Source organism: Bacteroides thetaiotaomicron VPI-5482, from assembly GCF_000011065.1.
Taxonomy (GTDB): Bacteria; Bacteroidota; Bacteroidia; order Bacteroidales; family Bacteroidaceae; genus Bacteroides; species Bacteroides thetaiotaomicron.
This window is the reverse complement of the sequence record NC_004663.1, coordinates 2,627,160-2,650,416: the sequence shown is the minus strand read 5'-3', so window position 1 is coordinate 2,650,416 and position 23,257 is coordinate 2,627,160. Positions and strand designations below refer to the sequence as shown.

The following is a 23,257-nucleotide window of genomic DNA, read 5'->3' as shown; positions in this document are numbered from 1 at the left end:
GTCATTTTTATGTTAAAAGTTACCATTGAGGATTCTGAACAAGTTTCGGATTTCTGTTGATAGAATTGGTCTTAATAGGCCATAAATAATCTCTTGGCATGAATTTTCTCGTGAAGAGAACTCGTACATTATAAAAGTACTCCGGGTCCTGCTCTAACACCGACCAGCCTTTTATCTGAGTATTCAGATATGTAGAGCCTAACTTCCATCTGCGTACATCATGGTAACGATGGCCTTCGAATGCAAGCTCTATCATTCGCTCTTTCTGTATAATTTCACGCATTCCTCTTTGGGTGGTTGGCTTATCCGGGCGGTTGGAATGATTACGCCATGTATTTACCAAAGAACCTCCTTCATCCAGACCGGCTTTATTCCTGACCTGTTGTACATAGTAGTATACATCTGTAGTCGGAGTTTCATTAAGCTCGTTGAGAGCTTCTGCATATAACAGGTATAGATCGGACAGGCGAATAATCGGGAAAGAATATACGTAATTGATATTGGTCGCACTGGTGTTTACGTTTTGATAACTAACCAATTTCTTTGTGAAATAACCTGTCGGTGAATATAGTTCGTCTGAAACGCCGGCAATATCTCCTTTCTTTGATTTGATAGGATAGGAGCTCGTTTCATTGTCGTTACAGCATTCGATGGAGAACCATTTTCCACCATCAAAACCAATATAGGCATAAAAACGAGGCTCTCTGTTTAAATGCATCTTGATAGTTGTGTAGTTTGGTGTAAAATGAATAGGATCATCTTCCGGAGTTGTTGTCAGTTTATATCTGTTTTCATATTCATAATCTTTATCCTCATCCATCGGGACTCCGTTCGCTGTATAGAATTGTTCTACAATTTCTAATGACGGCACAAGTTGTGAGCAACTACGAATCATTCTGTTCCCCAATGAATAGCTGGTTAAATGCGCTTGGCATAGATTCTGTATTCCATCTGTTGCATTGGAACCTAATGCCCATATTATTTCAGAATTAAAACGACCGGTAATTGTGTTGCGTAGTGTCAACTCTTGTTGTAAAGTTGATGAAGGAGTATAATTTAGCTTCTCATCAAATTTGTATAAAGAAGCTCCGGCTTCGTGGGCAGTGTTGATGGCATCCAGGCACGCTGCGGCTGCCGCCTCCCATTTTTCCTTTTTATACTCTTGGTCGAAGAAAGGTATCCCTTCTGAATTGACAAATTCAGCATACATTGTATTGCCGTTGAATAAAGGACTGGCAGCCAGTATTAGTAATTTAGCCTTGATTGCTTTCGCAATAGGTAATGTGATACGCCCTAATTCCGTGCGTGGAGAAGTCACATTGAATGTTAATCCGGAAGGGATGTTCATGGCTTCATCCAATAAATCAGTTGTATAAGTGACGATATCATTTATCGTTTCTCTCTCCAGTTGCATCATATCTAAGTCTGCTTCTACGCTGATGTTCTCTTTAAGTAAAGGAATGGGCCCATAGTGCAACATGAGATAATAAATATAATATGCTTTCAGAGTCATCACTTCGGCTTTCCATTTATTTTTCTCTTCCATACGCATGTCAGGTACGCGATCGATGTTGTCTATAAAAATATTGCATTCATGGATTCCTCTGAATATGTTGTAGCCTCCCTGACCTCCATCCCAGTAATTTAGTAAGGGGTCGTTAGAGTTTTGCATACCACGTGCAATGTTGAATGAGGTTATATTTTTATAGTAGTGGGACTCTGGTTTCAGATACCACATTTCTCCACCGCAGATGAGGCCGGAGTTGTGATCAAGATTGGCTGCTGCAGGTACGAAGTTATAGCAGGTGGCTAAATATTTTTCAGCATTAGCCCGAGTGTTGAATGCCATTTCAAGCGTTGCGATATTATCCGGCACGATATCAAGATAGTTGCAGGATGTGATTAATATCGCCAATAATGTACTAGTGAATAAATGTTTGTATTTCATAATGTAATCAGAAGCTTAAGTTAATACCAAAATTGTAAACTGCCTGAATAGGATATTGCATTCCGTCGTTTCCTTGTTCTACATCCCATAATTTAAAACGATTCCATGCGAAAAGATTTAGTCCGCTGGCATAGATTCTCAAATTGGACATACCTAGATGGCTGGTCAGCCTTTTAGGTAATGTATATCCGATTTCGACTGATTTTAAACGCAAGTAAGAACCGTCGCGTAACCACCATGTACTGTTTCTGTTATTGTTTGCAATGTCAGTAGTTGACAATCTTGGGAAAGTAGCGTATATATTACGATTCGATTCAGACCAGTAATCATCCGCATATGCTTGCATCATACCATTGAGGTTGTTTCCTCCGAGATCCATTTGCATGAAAGGATTCGTTGCTTTGGAATTAATAAAGAAAGAAGATCTGGCTGCTCCTTGAAAGAAACAAGAAATATCAAAATTCTTGTATCCCATCGACACTCCGAAGCCGTATACAATTTCTGGAGATTTGGCAAATCCAATTGGAACTATATCTTCGTCATTAATTATTCCATCATTATTTATGTCCTTATATTTTATGTCACCAGGCATATATTCTCCGTATGTCTGAACAGGTGAATTTGCAATATCTTCTTCATCAATAAACAGTCTTTCCGCTACCAGTCCATAAGATTGTTCGATACGTTTTCCAATGTGGCTGAGCCAAGGATAAGGACGGTATGGCTCTTCTACATACTCGTATTTGCCTGTTGCATAAGTGAAATTACCACGTACTCCCAGCCAGAAGTTTTTGTTAAATGCGTGGTTGGCATCTACTTGTACTTCGAATCCATGTGAAGAAGCTTCTCCTTTATTAGCAAAAAGAGGTGCACTGAATCCCATTTCATACGGGATGGTTTGGCGTTCGCCAAAGATGTTTTTTCGATATTCGGTGAAGTAATCGAATTGTATGTCAAATATATTAAATAGCCCAACTTCGAGACCTAAATTCATTTTTTGAGCAATTTCCCATTTGATTTTGTCATTTCGATAGCGTATCATGTCGATAGTACCGACATTCCGTTCAAAATCTTGTCCCCAACTGAAATTTGCACCACTACCGTTTAGATTTACCTCGGACATATAAAAGAATCTGTCATTCCATGCACCAATATTGTCGTTACCTACCAAACCGTAAGTTCCTTTTAGTTTCAGTTTATTGATAATATTCTTAAGGTCTTGATTCCAAAACTTTTCTTCGGAGATCATCCAGCCTGCTCCTATCGAAGGAAAGAGTCCGAATCGTTCATTTTTGGCAAATCTTTCGGAACCATTGTAACCAAAGTTTGCTTCAGCAAAATATCGTCCGTCGTATGCGTATGTAAAACGACCTGATAATCCAATGTTACGGGCTGGTAAAGATGTCTGTATCGAACTTGCGCCTCCGCTCTTATTCTCTCTCAGAACTCCTACTAATAATCCGGTGATATTATGCTTTTCCCGGAACGTACGGTTGTAGTTGAGAGATGCTTCATAATAATACGAACTGCTGACTTGATTCCCTTCTGCTGTATAATCCAAATCTTCCCGTCCACCATTAGGGTTCAGCTCCCTTAAAGTATATGTGTCGGTTAGTTTATCATAATAGCTGATTGAATAATAAAAGGGTGAAGTAGAACGTTGTTGTCCGCTGTATGAATTTCGGGTAGTACTTGCGAAGACTTTGATACTAAGTCCTGGAGTTATAAAATCTAATTTCTGATTTAATTCCGCCTGGGCAGAAATAACCGAATTGGTGTATTGTTTGTAACCACGTATCATTTCCGCATAGGGATTGATGTAATTACCATCACCTGCGTTACCAAATAAAATATGTGAAGTAGATGTATGATTTTCATCAGGCATATAATATTTGGGGAATAAAACAGGACTTGTTGCCATTGCTCTTCGGTATAGATCATTGCCGCTTACAATAGGACCGGTATAATCATCAAAATTGCCACTGAATTTTACAGAAAATGTAGTCGTCTTGGTCACATCAATATCAATGTTAGAACGTACATAGATTTTTTTTAAATCAATGTTACTGTTATAATTGTTTCGTTTATCTACCTTCATGATACCATTGTCATCCGATATGCCTAAAGAAACATAATATCTGGCAGTTTCACTACCTCCGCTCATATTGATGTTGGCACGTGAATTAAATACATTATCATTAAATAATTCATTGTACCAGTCTACCGCCGGATATACATAGGGATTTTTGCCGGCTTTTGTTGATGCTATTTTCTCATCGGTATGAGGCCGGACAGCTAACGGATTACGTGTGAGTACAGCTTCATTGTGGTATTTCATATAGCTGATAGGATCTACCATGTCTATTCTTTTTGTAGGTGCTGACAATGAACCTTCCACTCTGGCACTAATTTTTACCTTACCGGGTTTGCCTTGCTTGGTAGTAATCAAAATGACTCCATTAGCTCCGCGTGCACCATAAATGGCAGTTGCTGTTGCATCTTTCATTATAGAGAAAGCAGCAATGTCATCTGCGGACAGTCTGGAAAGATCAGTAGTAGATGATTCGATATTATCGATTAATATCAGTGGACTTTTAGAGTAACCAAAAGTTGTCACACCGCGAATAAAGAATTCCACATTGTCATTTCCAGGTTCACCGGACAACTGGTAAGATATAATTCCGGCAACATTACCACCTAAGGCTTGAGTCAGATTACTGGTTGGAATTTTTAATCTTTCAGGTTTTAAGGTTGATATTGCTCCAATCACACTTTCTTTTTTCTGTTTAGCAAAACCAACCACAGTAACTTCATCCAATTCATCTACCTTTGGCAAAAGTTTAATGGTTTGAGGTACTTTATCTATCTTGTATTCAATAGATTGGTATCCTAAAAATGAGAAAATCAAAATAGAGCCTGGTTCGGATGAAATAGTAAATAAGCCATCTATATCCGAAATGGCTCCTTTTGTTGATCCTTTCACCTGTACAGTAGCTCCTGCAATAGGCAAATCTGTTTCATCCACAATTTTCCCTGATATTGCTTTGGATGAGTTGTTACTACTACTGGTTTGAGCTTGCAAGGTTACATAGCTTTCAATGATTAGAAGGAAAGCTATCCATAATACGAAGCGTGGTAAGTTGCATAAAAGCTTCTTCATACTCTGTGATTTTAAAAAGTAAGTCATAAGGGTTTTATATTAGATTTAATGTGATTTCTTGTATATAAAGGCTGTATATTTTAATCTACATAGTATTAATTGCTTATGATATATGTATTATATAATGTCTATATGTATATACATATTGCAAATATATATATTTAAAGCAGGAAAACTAGAAAGATTTATTTATTTAATATAAATTTATATATGAATGGTTGTTTTGAGAATAAATGTTAATGCGGCTTTGTGTGTATGGTTTTAAATTTATGAAACGAACATAAAATTAGATAGATTACACAAATTAGCATGACAAGGATGGAGCCTGATTGGCTTTCGGTATAATCTGCGCAAACTCCCATGAGAGGAGGAATGATGGAGCCACCGGATATCCCAGTTATCATGAGTCCTGATATTTCGTTGGTTTTATAGGGTAATGTATGCAAGGCTAGCGAGTAGATGACGGCAAATATGCTAGACATTGCAAAGGCTATAATGCATACTAATAACAAAATAATATATTGAGAATGTATCCAATAAATGCAGGACAAAGCTATTAATACAATGAACATATTGATCCGATAATAATAAATTTCGGAAAACTTTGCTAATAGAATTACACCACATAAGGTCCCCAAAGTGCGAGCGGCAAAATACCAGCTTGTACCATAACTTGCGATTTCTTTAGTCAACTCTGCATTTTCAATTAAAAGTTTTGGGGTAAATACATTCATTCCTACATCTAAGCCAACAATACAAATGATGCCTCCGAATAAAAGGCAGATGGTTTTATTTTTCAGGAGAGAAATAACTTGATAGAAACTGGATGTTAATCTTTTGTCGTCTTTCTCATTTATTGGAGTGAAAAATAACCAGATTCCGGAAATTAGAGTAATGGCGGCGAATATGGGAAACATTAATATCCAGTTGTTGAAATAAACAGAGCAGAATCCGGCCACTATAGGTCCTACAAAAGAAGATAGTGCTTTGATGAATTGTCCGGCTGTCATAATGCTTGATAATTTTCCTTCAGCGATAACATTGGTTAATAAAGGATTAAGTGACACTTGAAGGATGGTATTTCCTATGCCTAAAAGTGCAAAGGCGATATAACAGGCTGTCTGTGTGAATGTAAGTAATGGAAGTAACATTCCAATAAAAGTAGATAAAAGTCCTATCAGTGATATTGTTTTTCTACCTTTCTTGTCCATCCAGATAGAAATCGGAATAGAGATGAGTAAAAACCATATAAATACCATTGATGGCAGGAAACCGGCTTGGGTTTCGCTCCAACTGAAATAATCTTTCGCATAGGTGACTGATACTCCTACTAAGTCACAGAACCCCATAATAAAGAAACCAAAAAGAACTGGTAGTATCTTACTTTTATTTTTCATATGTGTTTATTTATTTAAATGCATTTGGATTTGGTCGGTCACCCATAATGAAATGAAGTGTTCCTCCTTTTTTGAGTTTACTCCATTCTATATAGTTATTACTAAGGCGCTTGTTATTGAATCTTACATATTGAATGTAACAATTGTCTTTGGATACATTTTCTGCTTTTATGATAAGTTTTTTTCCAGAGTAATAGGTGTTGTCTAACAGAATTTCTACCCGGTCAAATCGCGGACTCCCCAGTAACCATACAGGATCTTTGCTGCAACCGCCATCCATTTGGAAAAGTCCTATGCTGCTTAAGATGTACCAAGAACTCATTTGGCCTTGATCTTCGTCTCCCGGATAGGCGTCTCGGGGACCCATTCCATAATATTTTTCTTGTATAGCACGTGCCCATTTCTGGGTGTGCCACGGCTCACTGGTATAAGAGAAGAGGTAAGCTGCCTGCATATTTGTTTCATTCCCATGATTAATAGGATAAGCTCCCATATTATCTCCTAAAGCATTGAAGCTTACTTTTTCGGATGTTGCAAATCCGGCATTCAGCCGGTCGATGAATTGACGCTCTCCTATTAAATTGATGAGGCTTTTTACATCATGAGGAACGTACCAGGTGAATTGCCAAGCGCTGCCTTCGCAAAATCCGGGAGCATGATATGGGTTGGTGTTTTCGATCCACTCTCCGTTGGGACGTCGGGGGCGTACATATCCGGTTGATGGGTCGAATATGTTTTTCCAGTTATCAGAACGTTTCATAAATGTATTGAAGTCATCTTTTTTATTAAGAGCGTCAAAATATTGAGCAGCGCAATAGTCTTGATATGAGTATTCCATTGTATTGGAAACGTATGATTGATAATGCGGAGAATTCCAATCCCATGCGTCATCGTATAGAGGTACATAACCTTTGGTTATATAATCGGGATAACTTTCGTTACCGACTTGTCCTCCTCCGGGATAGTTTATCATAGTGGCTGTTTGTTGGTGAATTAATGCCCGATACATGAGTTGACTGTCGAAGTCACGAATTCCATGTTGATAGCCGGAGACTATCAATGGCAAAGCAGGATTGCCTATCATGACTCTGAAATATTTCATACCGGGATTACCATTGGGAAGCCAGCCGCCACGACGATAGAACTGCTCGTAAGTGTAAATCCAATTGGACATGTACTCCGGATAGAGAAGATTATAAAATGGACCTAATGTCCAATGCATTCCCCAAGCAGAATCACCTCCATATACGCTTTTACCTGGCTTGTCTATAAGAGCTTTGTTACCGTTCATATCTATCCATTCCCCATTTACATCATTCCAGATGGTCCGTGGACTGATAGAACGGTAAAGATTGGTGTAGAATTTTTGCTTTAAGAGGTAATTGTCTGTTGTGATACTGACTCTTTGGAAAAGTGTTTCCCAGGTATCTTGTTGATTGGTGACAACTTTATCAAAATTCCATCCGAATGGTCTCGCTATTTCTTCTTCCAGATTTAGCCGTGCGTTATCAATGCTTACTAATGAAATACCTGTCCTTACCATAACATCATCACCAGTGTTAAGGTTAAAGTCGAGGAAGATTCCTGCGTCCAGTTTGTCTTGACTGTTATTTTCGACTGTAAATACCTGTCGGGACTTCATGTTTGATTTATGTAGCTGTTCAATTTGGCTATATACTTTGTTTCGTATCCAGCCATTCATTGTTTTGAATGGCTTATCAAACTGCATGACAAAATGTAATTTATATCTTTGTACTCCATGGTATCCTGTTGACCGGCAATCGTTCAAGGTCCATCCCTCTATTTCTGTGTCAGATACTTTTTTTACGTATACATCATCTAAATTCCAGTCGTATTCTGCTGGAAAGAAAAAGTCAACTAGTATTCGTGGCTGCTCTGCTTTGTTGAATGTGTATCGCTGAAGGGAACTGCGGGTAGTTGCTGTTAATTCTGCTTGGATATTATAATCTGTAAGATTAACAGAATAATAACCGATTCGGGCTGTTTCGGTTTTCTTATTAATTCGGGAGCGATACCCATAGTCCGGCTGTTTTTCTGTTCCGGGTTGTATTTTTAAATCTCCCGTAGTTGGCATCATTAAGAGTCCTGTCATTGTCCATTCGTGAATGTGGCTGAATCCCATTATGTTTTCAACGTTATATTCATATCCTGCTTTCCAATGGGCATCTTCGTTATCGGGCATAAGTTTTACCATTCCAAATGGCATCCATGGTCCGGGGCCTATCATCCATCGTGAACCACTGGAACCAGCAAACTGATCAACATAATCAATTGATCTGCGTAGTTGCTGGTTACTACGGATAAATTCTTGAGTTGCTACTGTTTGTCCTTCTGTTGATATTTTAACTTTGATTTTAGACTGGTCTTTAAGTTTTCCGGTTGGAATTTCGTAGATATTCTCTCCTTCTTCTACTTGTTTGAATATCTTCTTTTGGTTGATTTGTATTTTAAGTGTTCCGGATTTTTTAGTTATAGTTTTCAGTAGAAGAGGCTGTGTTCTTGTTTTCCCTTGTTCTAATTCATAATCAGCCATTTTCATTGAAATAATAGGAGTATCACCTATCTTATTGATTTGTGTCTCTTGAGGTCCGTTTAGGCAAATGGCGTCAAAAGTTAGGGATTTACCGTTGAATAACTGCATTACAATCTTGTTGTACCCTTCCTTTAGAATTCCGGGCTGTATTGAATATGTTAGCTGTTTGGTGCCAGGCTTTATAGGAGAATCGTAATTCTTTCCGTTGACTTCCAGTCTTAAGAACATACAGTCTTCGTATTCTACATTCTCTATAAAAATATTCCATTGATATTTCTTTAGCGGATTGACATCGGATAGTTTTATTAAAATAGGAAGTTGTATCCTGCATTGTCCTGCCCAGTAAGATGAGCCAGCCCATTCAGCAGTAGGCCCCGGTATAATGTATGGAAAATCGGCCGGTGTGTGTTCGCCTGCATAAAAATATTTTTTATTATCCCCAAATCCGGAGATAATAAATCGATCTTTTCCATCCGGTGCTAAGGCAAACTCCTTGGATGAATTATCTGTTTTGCCAAGTTGCCAGATTGTGCTGTATTGTGGATATACATTCGCAATACAATATATGAAAAAGATAATTTGTACAATAGTTCGTTTCATAGTAGTTGGATAAGATGTTTTTATTAAGACATTATTTCAAAGTAACTTCTTTTTTTACAAAGGCTTTTACCAACATTATTCTTTTGTCGGGATTTTCATTTATGATTGTATATGATCGGGCAGCAGCAGGGATGACAAAAGTCTCTGCATAATTAAAGCGTTGTTTCATGCCGTCCTCTGTTTCAATGCAAACGGAGTCTCCTTCTACTATCATACATACATGGCATGTATTTTCTGTATTCATTTGAATACGGTCTTTGAAGGTGTAACGATATACATCATAAAAATGCTCTTTATGAGTAGGTAGATGCTCTATAGTACACTCCTGATTTTCTTTCATGATATATGGATGGCATATCAATTCCTGGATTACTTTTTCCCCTTTTCTTTCAAAATATAGATTATTCATTCCGTGTTGAATGTTTAGAGGTCGTGGTTTCCCGTCTAATCCCATGCGTATCCAGTCGTACATTTTAAATGTGAAAATATAGGGTGCGCTACTTATTTCCAATACCACGCAATCTTTTCCTGAAGCATGTATGGTGCCATTGGGAATAAGAAAGAAATCGTGCTTTTTAGCTTGGTGTTTTTGAACAAACCTTTCTATCTCTACCTTCGTTGCTTTTTGTTGACTTCGTTCCAAGGTATATTGGAATTCCTCAGGGACGATGTTGTCTTGAAAGCCTAAATATACACATGGCGAGTTTTTACAATCCAATATGTAATATGTCTCATCTTGGGTGAATGGCATGTTAAAATGCTCTTGTATATATCGGGGGCGTGGATGGCATTGGATAGAAAGATTATCTCCGTCAAAGGTGTCTAGAAAGTCGAAACGTATCGGGAAATCGTACTTAAATGTTTCCGAACATTCTCCTAATATATTCTGATAATCACTATACATAAGAAAATCGAAAGATACTTCAAGCCGATATCCGTCACTCTCCAGCATTAGTCCGTTTTCAAGTACCATCAGTTCAAAAGACCATGCCAGATTATTTACTTCTTTATTTAATCCTTGAATATGATTTTTCATCCATTGTCCTCCCCAGGCGCCAGGCTCGAACCATGGACGAACTCTGAAGAAATTGCGGCTCATTTTGTGCAATCCTTCTCGTAGGTCATTTCCTGAAATCATTAATAGTTCATCCCATTCTCTTTGTCCGTCAATAAGTAGGTCAATCAGAGGCAGGCATTGCTTTTTGTGCTTATTAAGAACAATCCAGTCTACAAAATATAGTTGTTTGTAAGCCTGTTGATTGTCTTTTCGATAATCTAATCCTAAATTATTGATGGCTCCGGCGCGCATTCTAAACTGAATCTCATTTTTAGGAATATCAATATAAATCAGGGGAGCTTTCCATTGAGATAGGGCTGCTCCTGTACCTATAAATATATTTAAATCTGCTTCCGGGTCAGGTTGTATGGAATTAAGCTTATTTTCATCAAACCAATTAACCAAATGCTTATCAGTAATGGTGCCGAATAACGGATTATCTCCTCCAAGATAAGGAGCAATCATTTTTTCAATAGTCTGTGGATCTTTCATTGCTACACTGGAATGAAAGAATCGCACATTCTTTCCTCTTTTTCTGAGTTCTTCTCCTAACTTAATGATTAATTCATCCCAAAAGACTCCAATATAACCATCTATTTTTATTTGGGAATGCTTTTCTATCCAGTCAGCTAGTTGGTTTATACCTTTCCCAATTTTGCCTTTTCCCAATGGAAATGCCGGGTATATATCATATTCTCCTGATGGGGTGGCAGTAGAGTTAGTAGGTGCAATAAATTGCTGTGTGTGTCTTTTCTCTTTTGTATTTTCCATATTTTCAAGTATGTTGCTTGTGTAAATAGCAGATCCGATTAATGGCGACATATCCCATAATTTACAGATATCTATTTTAGTGATTAAATTGAGTTTCTTTAATTGAAACTGAATATTATCTAAAAAGAAGTCAGAAGCTTTCGCTATATTTCCTCCTATAATAAGTTTCTCCGGTTTAAAATTTAGCAGGAATGGGGTTATGAATTCTACGAAATTTGAAGCGAAGTTTTCAAATAATGACTGTGCATTATTGTCTCCGTTCGAAGCGCGTAGTGCGATTTCTTTTACGCCAGTTACCTTTTTATCTGGAAATAGCATATTCCATGTATTTACAAACCATCTTGTCGAAAAAAAGTCATCTGCCATTCCGTCTCGGTAAGGTATGTTGTAGAGATATCCATGTTCAGGTATTCCTTCTGTCAGTTCGTTCAAAACAGTATCATTTTCAAGAAATGTACTTCCAAGTCCGGTGCCGATTGTGACTATAATGCTTCTACTTGTGTCTTTTGCTGCTCCTGCATAATACTCTCCAAGGGCATAAGCGGATGCGTCATTTATGAAAACAGTATTCAGGTCAGATACTTTTTTAATTTCTTCTTTAAGGTTAAGACCGAAAAGTGACTGAAACTTTGGCACACCATAAATGGCAACTATACCTTTGGCATAGTCGCAAGGACCGGGCATGGCTATACCGATTCCGCCTAATTTAGATAGGGGCATACAGGCTTGAATGTCAGTAATAACTTTTCTGACTTTCGTAATGATGCTTGATGTTGAATCTGTGGCATTCAGTTCTTCGTGAGATAGTATGTTTTGATGAATGTCATTCGTTAGAAGGTTGACGATTCCACCTTTTATATGTGTACCACCTATGTCTATTCCCAAATAATACTTCATAGTTATTATGATTTAATTAATTAGTATGTCTGAACATATAAACATTTGCAAATGTATTCTTTTTCTTGAAAAGAACAAAAAGTATTGCCTGTTTTTATTTTTATTTTTATCTTTGTAAAAAAGTTAATCATGAAGATATTAGTTAACCATAACAGCGCAATCCCCCTTTATCTTCAGATAGAAGAACAGTTGAGGACTATTATCAAAGGGGAGGAATATAAACAAGGTAAAATGCTTCCAAATGAAATTGATTTGTCTAAACAATTGGGCATATCTCGTAATACCTTGAGACAGGCGATTAATAACCTTGTGAACGAAGGATTGCTGATGAGGAAAAAGGGAGTAGGTACAGTTGTTGTAAATTCAGCTGTATGTTCCAAAGCTCAGAATTGGATGAGTTTCACACAGGAAATGAAAACTTTGGGAATTGTACCAATGAATTATGAACTTCATGTTAGCTGGACAAAGCCTACAGATGATATAGCCCTTTTTTTTAATGCTCCTGATGTAAAAAGAATACTGAAGTTAGAGCGTTTACGTGGAAATCAAGAATACCCTTTCGTGTACTTTATATCCTATTTTAATCCTAAAATAGGTTTAACAGGAAGTGAGGATTTCTCCAGACCTCTTTATGAGATATTGGAAAGAGATTATCATGCTATTGCAAAAGTTTCTAAAGAAGATATTAGTGCCAGGCTGGCTGACAAGTACATTGCTGGTAAGCTTGAGATAAAGGTCGGAGATCCAATTTTGGTGCGTAAAAGGTTTGTTTATGATCCCGAAGGGTGTCCGTTGGAATGGAATATAGGATATTATCGTGCGGACAGTTTTATTTATTCACTTGAGTTTGAGAGAAATATTTGATCTTATACTCATAAAAAAAGTGAAGATTATAAGGATGCCCGAATCCTGCTCAGCGACTGCGGTGTTATCCACAGATAAGATGCAATGTACTTTAAAGGCACATATTGCAACAGTTCCGGAGTCTCCTTGATAAGAGTCAGGTAACGTTCCTTCGCTCGTGGACTGCCGGAGTTGATGAGCCAGTTTTCTTGCAGAAGAAGCTGGTGATCCATCAGCCGCAGTCCCAGATTGGCTAGTCCGATGGAAGAATGATATAATTGATTCAAGGTTGCGCGGGATATACTGTAGGCTACACTGTCGCACATTGCTTCAATATTAATCAGTGAATAAGCATTGTCTGCATATCCCCAGACGGAGAAAGCTGCTTCTCCGTCTGAAGCGAACCAGATGGTGGCATCTGCTCCGTCTTTGTGGTAATATGCCCGCCATATTCCCGTTTTTATAAAATAAAGGTTGCTGTTCTTTGTCCCTTCACGTACAATGAGGTCTCTCTTTTTGAAATGTACTTCCTCCATACAGCCTAGTAAGGTCTGTACGTCACTTTCCAATACTTTATATTTGTCGCAGAGTTTTTTAATGAATGCATCCATGTTGCAAATATACTCATAGTCGGTGGACCATGAAGCGATCTTTGAAATAAATTCCGATAATATAGAGAGTCGTTAACAATTCTGCCAACGAAACCGCCAGCCATATTCCCGGTACTCCTAAAACAAGTGGAAGTACAAAGAATCCGATCAGCATGAATACCACTCCCCGCAGAAGAGTGATGATGGTGGCTCGTTGACCTCGTCTGATGCTCTGGTAATAGCCGATGCCTATCATATTGGCGGCAAAAAATATGAATCCAACCCCAAAATAAGGAATGCCATTGACCGCAATATCAAAGGCCGGACAGCTTCGGTCAATGAACAACGAAACAATATTCTGACGGCATAGAAACGTGATGATGAAAAAGCTGATTCCGCAAATTAAAGCTGTACGGATGGCAAGATGTAGGGCTTTTCGAACCCGATCCGGTTGCCCGGCACCGAAATTATAGCTGATAATCGGCTGTGCGGATTGTGCGATGGCATTGTATACCATAAAGATGATGGGGAAGAAGTAGCAGGCAATGCTGAACGCAGCTACTCCGTCTTCTCCGAGATGATGGATAAAGACATAATTCCCTAAAAACATCATACAGGCGATGGAAGCCTCACTGATGAAAGCGGAAGTTCCCAGTTTTATCATATAGCCACCGTTACGGAGCGTTAGCATCAGGCTTTTCAAACTTAGCTTGATGCGATGCAAATGAATGTTGCGGGAGAACCGCGTAAGATAGATTACAGTCATCAATCCACCTACTACTGTTCCCAGGCTGGTGGCAAAGGCAGCACCCATCATTCCCCAGCCAAATTCAAAGATGAAAATATAGTCGAATATAATATTGAATATAGCTGCGATGGCATTGCACATCATGGCATAATTGGGAGATCCGTCCAGCCGGATGAAAAACATGCCTGTGCTCAATAACTCATAGAATACGAGGAAGGGTAGATACCAGATCATATATTCTATGACAAGAGGCAATAATCTGTCTGAACTTCCGAGTAAGCATCCCAATGGCCCTACGAAGCAAAAACATAAAGCAGACATCACTAATACGATGAACGTAGAGAATACAAGAGCCTGAGTAATGTTGATATTTGCTGCCTTGCGTTTACCTTGAGACAGATAGATGGAAGCGACTACTGAGCCTCCGACTCCGAACATTAGTCCGATGCCTGTTGCGATCATAAAAAGTGGAGCTGTTATATTGACGGCAGCTAGGGCGTCACTGCCTATTCCCTTACCTACGAATATGCCGTCTGTAATAACGAATATAGCTGAGAATACCATTCCCAGTACCGTAGGAACTAATAACTTACGAAACAATGTGGAGATGTCCATACTACCGAAATCAATACTATCTTTCATAACTTCTTATTTTTAGTTTGTTGAAAACATCTGCAAAGGTAGATGGATGTAAGGAGATTAAAATTATCATTTGATAATTTCCGCCTGTCATGCTTGTTTTTGTTAAATCAGGATATGGGATATTTATCTGATTCTTATTTTCATGGCTTGTGCGTCAAATGTGATTGACTCGTTATGGAACAGTCTTTCTATATGTCCGCTCGTTATCATCTCATTGGTAGGCAGGCTGTAGAGTTGAGGATTATCAATCAGCATGATTGTGTCGCAAAGTGAGAGAGCGATGTCCAGGTCGTGTGTGGAAAACAGGATACACTTTCCTTCCTTTTGCGTCAGCTTCCGGAGAAGCAGACAGAGTTCGTAGCGGTTGGGCAAGTCAAGGAAGGCGGTAGGTTCGTCGAGCAGGATGACAGGAGTGTCCTGTGCAAGGGCACGGGCTATCATGATGCGTTGGCATTCTCCGTCGGACATTTTGTCCATCGTCTTTTCCGCATAACTGTCCATGCCTACCAGGTGCATGGCGTTGTCCACCTTCTCCTTGTCTTCTCCTTGCAGCTGACCGAGCCAGTTGGTATAGGGAGCACGTCCCAGTGCGACGACGTCTCTGCATCGCAGGTTGGCAATGCGCACTTTGTCGGTGGTGACGAAGCTGATGTTCCGTGCCAGTTCTTCCGGTTTCAGTGAAGCGATGTTATTCCCGTGCAGGATAATCTCTCCGTTTTGGGGCTTTTCCAGTCCCATGACGGCACGCAGCAGTGTACTTTTTCCTGTGCCGTTTCTGCCGAGCAGTGCGACGAGTTGTCCTCCCGTGATGTGGGCGGAGACTTTTTCCAGCAGCGTACGCTGTTCGTATCCCAGTGTCAGGTCTTTGAGTTGAATCATTTGAATATACGCAAGTTTTTACCTATTACCCATAAAATAACCGGAACTCCCAGCAGTGCGGTGATACAATTCACCGGCAGCAGGAATTTCTTGGCGATGATGTCGCATATCAGCATGGCGATAAGTCCTGTCAGCATGGTGCCCGGCATCAGTATCCGGTGGTCGGCGTTATCAAACAGCAGCCGGGTGATGTGCGGCACTGCCAGTCCGATGAATCCTACGGGGCCGCAAAAGGCGGTGACTGTTCCTGTCAGCAGTGCTGTAGAGATGAAGACAAGCGTCCGCGAGCGTTTGATGCTCATGCCCATCGTGCGTGCGTAGTTTTCGCCAAGCAAGAGCAGGTTCAGTGACTTGATGCAGGCTACGGAGAGCAGCAGACCTATGCACACAACCGGTATCATGATAGACAGCTGTCCGGCTGTGATGTGGCTGAGCGATCCCATTGACCACAGGGTGAACATTTTCAGTTGTTCCGCCGAACTTAGATACTGCAATATCTGGATGATGGCTCCCGCTACGTAGCCTATCATGACTCCCATGATCAGTACGCCCAGTATATTCTTTACTTTCCGGCTGATGATGGCTACGCCCAGCAAGATGACGGCGGTCCCTATCCAGCCCGAACCTACGATGCCGGCGGATTGCAAAAGTGGGAAATCTGCCCAGCCTAGCAACGGGGCACCTAATATAAACAACGCCACTCCGAGTCCCGCACCGGAACTGACTCCCAGCAGATAAGGGTCTGCCAGCGGGTTCTGGAAAACGGTCTGCATTTGCAGGCCGCTGACCGACAAGGCGATACCTATCAACCCTGCTACTACTACCCGGATAAAGCGGATGGAGAGAAGGATGTTGCGTGTCATCTCGTCGCATTCGCCTCCCGTCAGTACGGCCCATACTTTGGGGATGGGGATATAAGTGTCCCCTGTCGCCATATCTATTAATAATAAGACTACGGCGATTATTCCCAAAGTGATGAATAAAAGAGTGGTGTGTCTACGAGGTTGCTTCATTCTAGATGTCTGTAATAGTAGGTTGAGTCGGATACAAGTTCGGGATGAAAGATATGAATCAGATCACGCAATACGACGTCCGGACGTACGACTGCCGATTCCCAGTAGTCATTGCCTCCTGTGGCGGTTATCCGCAGGTTGTTGTTATAAACTGTTTTATCACGGACAGATTTGGCATCGGCAAACTTGGGATTCATGTTTTTCAGTTCGTCCAGTGTGGATGCCGTGCCTACATTGATCCAATAGTCTGCTTTTTGTATCAGTCCGTAGGCAGTTTCCAGGCCGATGGGGGCGGAGCTGTTGGAGGTGTTCTCCTTATATATATAGTCGGCTCCTGCGTCAGTGACCAGTTGTGCCATATAGCTCTGGGTGGAAGGCATCACCCAGCTGTCGTTCCACGGGGTGTTGAACATCACGGTAGGGTGATGCTCTACGGATGCGGTAAGGTCTTTCAGTGCCTGATAGCGTTTGGGGATTTCACTGAATACTTCGATGCCTTTGTCACGGCTGTCTGTCAGTTCGGAGAGGGCAACCAGCCATTCGGCTTTGCCAAGCGGTGACTCTTCCAGATATTCTCCTACATACATATAAGGGATAGCGAGTTCTTTCAGCTTGTCTGTCACGGCTGTCTGGGCATCACCGATGCCATATAGCAGTACGACGTCCGGCTTTAATCCCAGTAACAGCTCGTAGTTTATTTCAGGACCCATGTCCTTGATAGAATCTTTGTGAGCGAGGATGTAGGGATTGGCTATGTAATTGATGCCGGATACGGCGACGATGCGGTTCATCTGTCCCAGTGCGTCGAGCATGGCGATGTAGGAAGAAGACATACATACGATGCGTTGGGCTCCGGCAGGGATGGTCGGTCCGGTGAATCCTGCGGGGGGGAGCTCACCATTGCGGGAGATGAAGTAGGACATTGTTACATCTTTGGCTCCCTGCCACGGGTTGGATACTTGTATCAAGGTGCTTTGGGCATTCTTTGCGCCCAGTATCTTGAATCCGGTAGCATATTCGGGCATGTATACGTCTTGCTTGAATGCTTCCAAAGAAGTTTTTTTATTGTATACGCAGCTTGCCAAAGAAAGGAGGCATAATAGCGTGATAGTTGAAATAATGGATTTAAATTTCATACGGATGTTTTTATCTGAGGACAAAAGTAGTAAAAAAGAAGAAAATTCACCTCCCTTACGAGAAAGTTTCGCTGGGAGGTGAATGTATTGAATCTAACTTTTCAGTATTGATGCGGAAAGTTATTTGACGAATACTACGGCGTTCACGTTGGCTGTGCCGGTATTGTTTGCTTTACAACTTCACAACTTAATTTAGAGTTTAGGTACCCATACTTTATGACTGCTATCTCTTTTACGATTAGTTATCGAGTAGTAAGGAATAGCAATAGCAGTCGTTTTTCCGTTACTTTTGATTATATTCACTCCATTCAGTAAGTCCTTTTGATAAATGATTTCCAATGGAGCATTTGTGTCTAATCGGAAATCTTTGAAATCCGGATTATCTACGTCTTCAAAACAGTAGATGATAGGACCGGAAGCTATACAAACTGTGTTGCTCAAATCTTTTGTGTTAGTATGTGCGGTGATGATGCGGGGTTGTATAGGTAGTTCAAGCTCGATTAGGTCTCCTTTCTGCCACTTTCTATTGATTTCGGCATAACCGTCAACGATTTTAATTGGAACAGATTTCCCATTGACGAACAGTTGGGGCGCTCCTTTTAAGTTTGATTGATAAAGCTCGTATGGATTCTCAATGCCTTGTGCCCATCCCGGGATACGTACTTTAATCGGAAATTTGTCTGTTTTCTGTGGATTTACGGAAATATTGACTTTGCCTTTCCAAGGGTAGGATGTTTCTTGTTTTAATTGTACGCTGTTTTTGGAAGAAAGCTTGATTTCTGTTTCACTGCCTATGAACAGGTTAATATAAACTCCTTTTTTGTCTGATGCATAGATGAATCCCGGAAGAGCAGATGTGATTTTCAAGAACATTGGAGGACAGCAAGGGCAACCATGCCATTCCCAACGATTATGTTTCTCTGCGTTTAAGGGATTCTGATAGGTATAATTGTCTCCTTTGAGTGAAACTGCGGTAAGCAAACTGTTGTATAGAACGCGTTCCAGTTCGTCCATATACATTCCTTTACCGGTTAGCTCGTTCATTCTTTGGCTAAAGAATCCGGCGCCAATGGCAGCACAAGTTTCCAGATAGGCACCCGGAGGAAGGAAAAAGTCTGGACCGAATTTTTCGTCTTCGTGGATAGCGCCGACTCCTCCTGTGATGAACATACGTCTACCGGTCATATTGTCCCAAAGGCGCTTGGCTGTTTCTATATATTTAGGTGAATGATTTTCCAAAGCGGCAGTAGTGATACCAGTTGCTAATAGTGTGGCGCGTACGGCATGTCCTTCAATGGTTTGTTGCTCAAATACCGGAATTGAGTCTTGAGCATAATCTCCCCATGTCGGACGACTATGCTCGCCATGCTCAGGAGCATTATATTGGGCATCTCTGATCCATTTTTCGGATTTGCCATTGCCCCAAGTCAACCATAAAGGATAGCCACAATGATGCCCTCTGTTTTCAATCCAGAAAGTAGCTAGCTTCCAGTAAGCGTCTTCATTTACGGACACTGATAATTGTTTTTTAAGTTCCGGTTGTTCTTTGAATAGCCAGTATAGTTTGATAATGGCTTCTTCCGGGCCGGAGTGAGAGGGAACAATATTTTTCTTGGGTGCTGGTCCCATATAGTCTGCCATGTAATTTGTATAGCGGGTGGCGACTTCCAACAGTTTGGTTTTTCCGGTTGCTTTGTAGTAATGCACAGCGGCTTCAATCATCATGCCGGCATTATACACATCGTGTTGCCACCGGAGGAAACCACCATTGTCTCCCCAACGGTGTTCCGGTTCTTTCAGAAGTGTATAAGTCTCTAAGTATCCGGTTGGTTCTGTCATTTGTGCTGCTTCGATACGGTCGATATATCTGTCAATACGTGTTTCCAGTTCTTTATCCGGATACATGACCAGATAATCTGCAATACCCCGAATCGATTCATAGATAAGTCCGTCGAACCACGGCTCTCCGAAGTGTCCCTGTGTGCCACGTTCACCTTTGGCCACTTTATCAAAATTACAGAAAGCATTGTGCTGTTCCGGGGCGTTGGTGTGTTTACCCTCGAATTTGTTTAGTACATCATTGATGGTTACTTCATTCCATGTTTTAAATTTGGGGCTCCAGAATGCGTCGTTCACTTTTACGTTTTCAATGTTCGCAAATTGTACTTTCCCAGTCTGTCCTTGTACCGCGCTATGTGGAGTTCCGGATAGTGTTGCTATAACTGCCAAGGATTTAAGTAGATTTGTACTTTTCATGTTTCTAACTTTATGTTTAACTTTCTAATTTATATGAAGATGAATCTGCCGCAAAGATAGAATATTCTTTTTGACTAGTACGAACTGGTCTGTATGTTGTAAAACACATACCACTCCGTACCAGTATGGCTGTGATATTTGTATCTTTGCGCAAAAATAACGAACGATGAAAAGCAATAAATCAAAATATAAGTTGGTAGTTGATTATGTGATCGACGGGATTAATGAAGGACGATTAAAGAAAGGTGCCTGGATACCTTCTCTTAATGAATTTAGAGAAATGTACGGCTTGTCTCGTGATACTGTTTTTTCCGGAATACGAGAATTGAAATCGAGAGGTATCATTAAATCGAATCCTGGAGTCGGGTATTATATCGTAAGTACGCGTGTTCCGTTCAAACACAATATATTTCTGCTTTTCAATGAGTTCAATGAATTTAAAGAAGATATTTATAATTCTTTTATGGAGACAGTAGGCAATTCAGCTACTGTTGATCTTTATTTTCATAACTATAATCGGAAGGTGTTTGAGACTTTGGTGAATAATGCAAACCATAAATATACTACCTATATTATAATGTCCGGCAAATTTGCCGATATTGGTCCTTTACTGGAGAGTTTATCCGGAAACGTATTTCTACTCGATCATTATCACTCGGAATTGAAAGGGAAATATTCGTCTGTATTCCAGAACTTTGAAAAAGATACTTATGAAGCATTAGTGTATGGTCTGTCCAACTTGCGAAAGTACAAGCATATTGTAATGGTTCAGAAAGATTCGAAAGAACCTTTTGAACGTTATGACGGATTACGGGCTTTTTGTAAAGAGCATGGCTTTACGCATGAGTGCATTGGCGAAATTCAGGGAAGGGAGATTGTAAAGCAGGAGGTGTTTATGGTTGTTAATGATAGAGACTTGGTCAATTTGTTGAAGCAGGCTGACCGTCAGCAGTTAGTTCCGGGAAAAGATTTCGGTATTATATCTTATAATGATACCCCTTTGAAAGAAGTGCTGGCAGGAGGGATTACTACTCTTTCTACTGATTTCAAATTGATGGGACGCACGATGGCTTCTCTTATTAATAAAAAAACGATTGAGACAATTGAGAATCCTTGGAATTTAAATATTCGTAATTCACTATAAAGACTATCTATCCTATATTTATCATATATACATGTTCATAGTGACGTCATTTTAAAAGATTCTGTTCATCAGATTTGTTCCTGTTAAAAAAAAGACAGGGGAGAAGTGAGGCGTGAAGTATAATTATAGTATCTTTGCACCTGCAAGGTTCGTATTTGGAGTTGTCTAACCTTCCAAAACGATGAAAAGGGAATCCGGTGTAAATCCGGGACAGTACCTGCTGCTGTAAGTCCTCTCTTTCGGGAGATGAGTTTATCACATTCTTTGCCACTGGTGACATCACTGGGAAGGCGTGATAAATGGGGACGAGTCAGAAGACCTGCCTTGACGCTGCAGATTTATACCCGCGGGTTTTCGGGTAGAAATCAACTGGTATAGTTCATTCCTATATTCAATTGATTCCTCATTCAACCGGTCGGTACAAATGCTATGTTTGATATTTGTCGCAAATCCTGATTTGCCGGCAGATGTCTGAAGAGTGATGCGACAAGTTAGTTAATAACCTTTTCTCGCTTTTAATTATGAAACGAATTTTACTTTCTGTTTTATTTATTGTCTTCTGTCTGACGGCTTTTGTCGGTTGTATGAAATGGGATTATGGCAAGATGGAGCCTTTCAGGGCTACAGGAGATGGACTTTTCATTATGAATGAGGGGAATTTTCAATACGGTAATGCTACCTTATCTTATTATGATCCGGAAACGAAAAAGGTGGAGAATGAGATCTTTTACCGGGCTAATGCGATGAAGTTGGGTGATGTAGCGCAATCAATGATTGTCCGGGATACTATTGGATGGGTGGTAGTGAATAATTCTCATGTAATCTTCGCTATTAGCACCAATACATTCAAAGAGGTGGGACGCATTACGGGACTTACTTCTCCACGCTATATTCATTTTATTTCGGATGAGAAAGCTTATATTACACAAATATGGGATTATCGTATTTTTATTGTCAATCCCAAAACTTATCAGATAACCGGATATATCGAATGTCCGGATATGACGATGGAAACAGGCTCGACAGAGCAAATGGTGCAGTATGGCAAGTATGTGTATGTGAATTGCTGGTCTTATCAGAATCGTATATTAAAGATAGATACTACAACGGACAAGGTGGTAGATCAGCTTACTGTAGGTATACAACCTACTTCTCTAGTGATGGATAAGAACTTCAAGATGTGGACGATTACTGATGGAGGGTATAAAGGAAGTCCATACGGATATGAGGAGCCGTCGCTTTATCGCATTGATGCCGAGACATTTAAAATAGAGAAACAATTTAAGTTTCAGTTGGGAGATGCTCCTTCGGAAGTACAGCTTAATGGTGCGGGTGATGAGCTTTACTGGATTAACAAAGATATCTGGCGTATGTCTGTCGATGAAGAACGTGTTCCCGTACGTCCTTTCCTCAAGTATCGTGATACGAAGTATTATGGGTTGACAGTTAGTCCGAAAAACGGAGATGTCTATGTGGCTGACGCCATTGACTATCAGCAACAGGGGATGATTTATCGCTATACGGAGGATGGGGAACTTGTGGATGAGTTTTATGTTGGAATTATTCCCGGAGCATTTTGTTGGAAGTAATCGGTAGAGAAGAATATGAGGAGAAATATATTA

14 protein-coding genes and 1 riboswitch are annotated in these 23,257 nt (G+C 40.2%); of the genes, 3 read left to right on the top strand and 11 right to left on the bottom strand.

What is annotated here, in order from left to right; translation table 11 throughout:
- Window positions 1-19 precede the first annotated feature (19 nt).
- From BT_RS10675 to BT_RS10655, 5 genes are all read right to left on the bottom strand, one after another.
- On the bottom strand, window positions 20-1,948 hold the full coding sequence (locus BT_RS10675; RefSeq protein WP_008766594.1) for a RagB/SusD family nutrient uptake outer membrane protein: 1,929 nt from the start codon (window positions 1,946-1,948) through the stop codon (window positions 20-22).
- A gap of 7 nt (window positions 1,949-1,955) precedes the next feature.
- Window positions 1,956-5,108, bottom strand: a complete 3,153-nt coding sequence (locus tag BT_RS10670) for a SusC/RagA family TonB-linked outer membrane protein (protein WP_011108136.1) — start codon at window positions 5,106-5,108, stop codon at window positions 1,956-1,958.
- A 236-nt stretch (window positions 5,109-5,344) separates the two neighbouring features.
- Window positions 5,345-6,505, bottom strand: a complete 1,161-nt coding sequence (locus BT_RS10665; RefSeq protein ID WP_008766592.1) for an MFS transporter — start codon at window positions 6,503-6,505, stop codon at window positions 5,345-5,347.
- Window positions 6,506-6,515: 10 nt separating this feature from the next.
- Window positions 6,516-9,659 (bottom strand): GH92 family glycosyl hydrolase, encoded by a 3,144-nt coding sequence (locus BT_RS10660; protein ID WP_011108135.1) that lies wholly within the window; start codon window positions 9,657-9,659, stop codon window positions 6,516-6,518.
- Window positions 9,660-9,690: 31 nt separating this feature from the next.
- Window positions 9,691-12,384: an ROK family protein gene (locus BT_RS10655; RefSeq protein ID WP_008766590.1), complete on the bottom strand. Its 2,694-nt coding sequence runs from the start codon at window positions 12,382-12,384 to the stop codon at window positions 9,691-9,693.
- A 129-nt stretch (window positions 12,385-12,513) separates the two neighbouring features.
- On the opposite strand from BT_RS10655, the gene BT_RS10650 reads away from it, so the two are divergent.
- Window positions 12,514-13,248 carry a GntR family transcriptional regulator gene (locus BT_RS10650; RefSeq protein WP_008766589.1) on the top strand — a complete coding sequence of 245 codons (735 nt, stop codon included), beginning with the start codon at window positions 12,514-12,516 and terminating at the stop codon, window positions 13,246-13,248.
- Between the two features lie 26 nt (window positions 13,249-13,274).
- Here BT_RS10650 and BT_RS10645 read toward each other — a convergent pair whose 3' ends face one another.
- The 6 genes from BT_RS10645 to BT_RS10620 form a co-directional block, all read right to left on the bottom strand.
- On the bottom strand, window positions 13,275-13,838 hold the full coding sequence (locus BT_RS10645) for a Crp/Fnr family transcriptional regulator (protein WP_008766588.1): 564 nt from the start codon (window positions 13,836-13,838) through the stop codon (window positions 13,275-13,277).
- A 13-nt stretch (window positions 13,839-13,851) separates the two neighbouring features.
- Window positions 13,852-15,207 carry an MATE family efflux transporter gene (locus BT_RS10640; RefSeq protein WP_008766587.1) on the bottom strand — a complete coding sequence of 452 codons (1,356 nt, stop codon included), beginning with the start codon at window positions 15,205-15,207 and terminating at the stop codon, window positions 13,852-13,854.
- Window positions 15,208-15,330: 123 nt separating this feature from the next.
- A complete protein-coding gene (locus BT_RS10635) occupies window positions 15,331-16,086 on the bottom strand; it encodes an ABC transporter ATP-binding protein (RefSeq protein WP_008766586.1) in 756 nt (251 codons plus the stop codon).
- A complete protein-coding gene (locus BT_RS10630; protein ID WP_008759785.1) occupies window positions 16,083-17,099 on the bottom strand; it encodes a FecCD family ABC transporter permease in 1,017 nt (338 codons plus the stop codon). Before BT_RS10630 ends, BT_RS10635 begins: the two co-directional genes overlap by 4 nt.
- Complete coding sequence (locus BT_RS10625; protein ID WP_008766585.1) at window positions 17,096-18,235, bottom strand: ABC transporter substrate-binding protein; 1,140 nt, start codon at window positions 18,233-18,235, stop codon at window positions 17,096-17,098. Before BT_RS10625 ends, BT_RS10630 begins: the two co-directional genes overlap by 4 nt.
- Before the next feature lie 192 nt (window positions 18,236-18,427).
- Window positions 18,428-20,491, bottom strand: a complete 2,064-nt coding sequence (locus BT_RS10620; RefSeq protein ID WP_008766584.1) for a glycoside hydrolase family 127 protein — start codon at window positions 20,489-20,491, stop codon at window positions 18,428-18,430.
- 166 nt (window positions 20,492-20,657) lie between these two features.
- Between BT_RS10620 and BT_RS10615 the strand changes: the two genes are divergently transcribed.
- Both BT_RS10615 and BT_RS10610 read left to right on the top strand, forming a co-directional pair.
- A complete protein-coding gene (locus BT_RS10615) occupies window positions 20,658-21,635 on the top strand; it encodes a GntR family transcriptional regulator (protein WP_008766583.1) in 978 nt (325 codons plus the stop codon).
- A gap of 128 nt (window positions 21,636-21,763) precedes the next feature.
- Window positions 21,764-21,977: riboswitch (cobalamin riboswitch) on the top strand.
- A 179-nt stretch (window positions 21,978-22,156) separates the two neighbouring features.
- A complete protein-coding gene (locus tag BT_RS10610) occupies window positions 22,157-23,224 on the top strand; it encodes a YncE family protein (RefSeq protein ID WP_008766582.1) in 1,068 nt (355 codons plus the stop codon).
- Window positions 23,225-23,257: the final 33 nt, after the last annotated feature.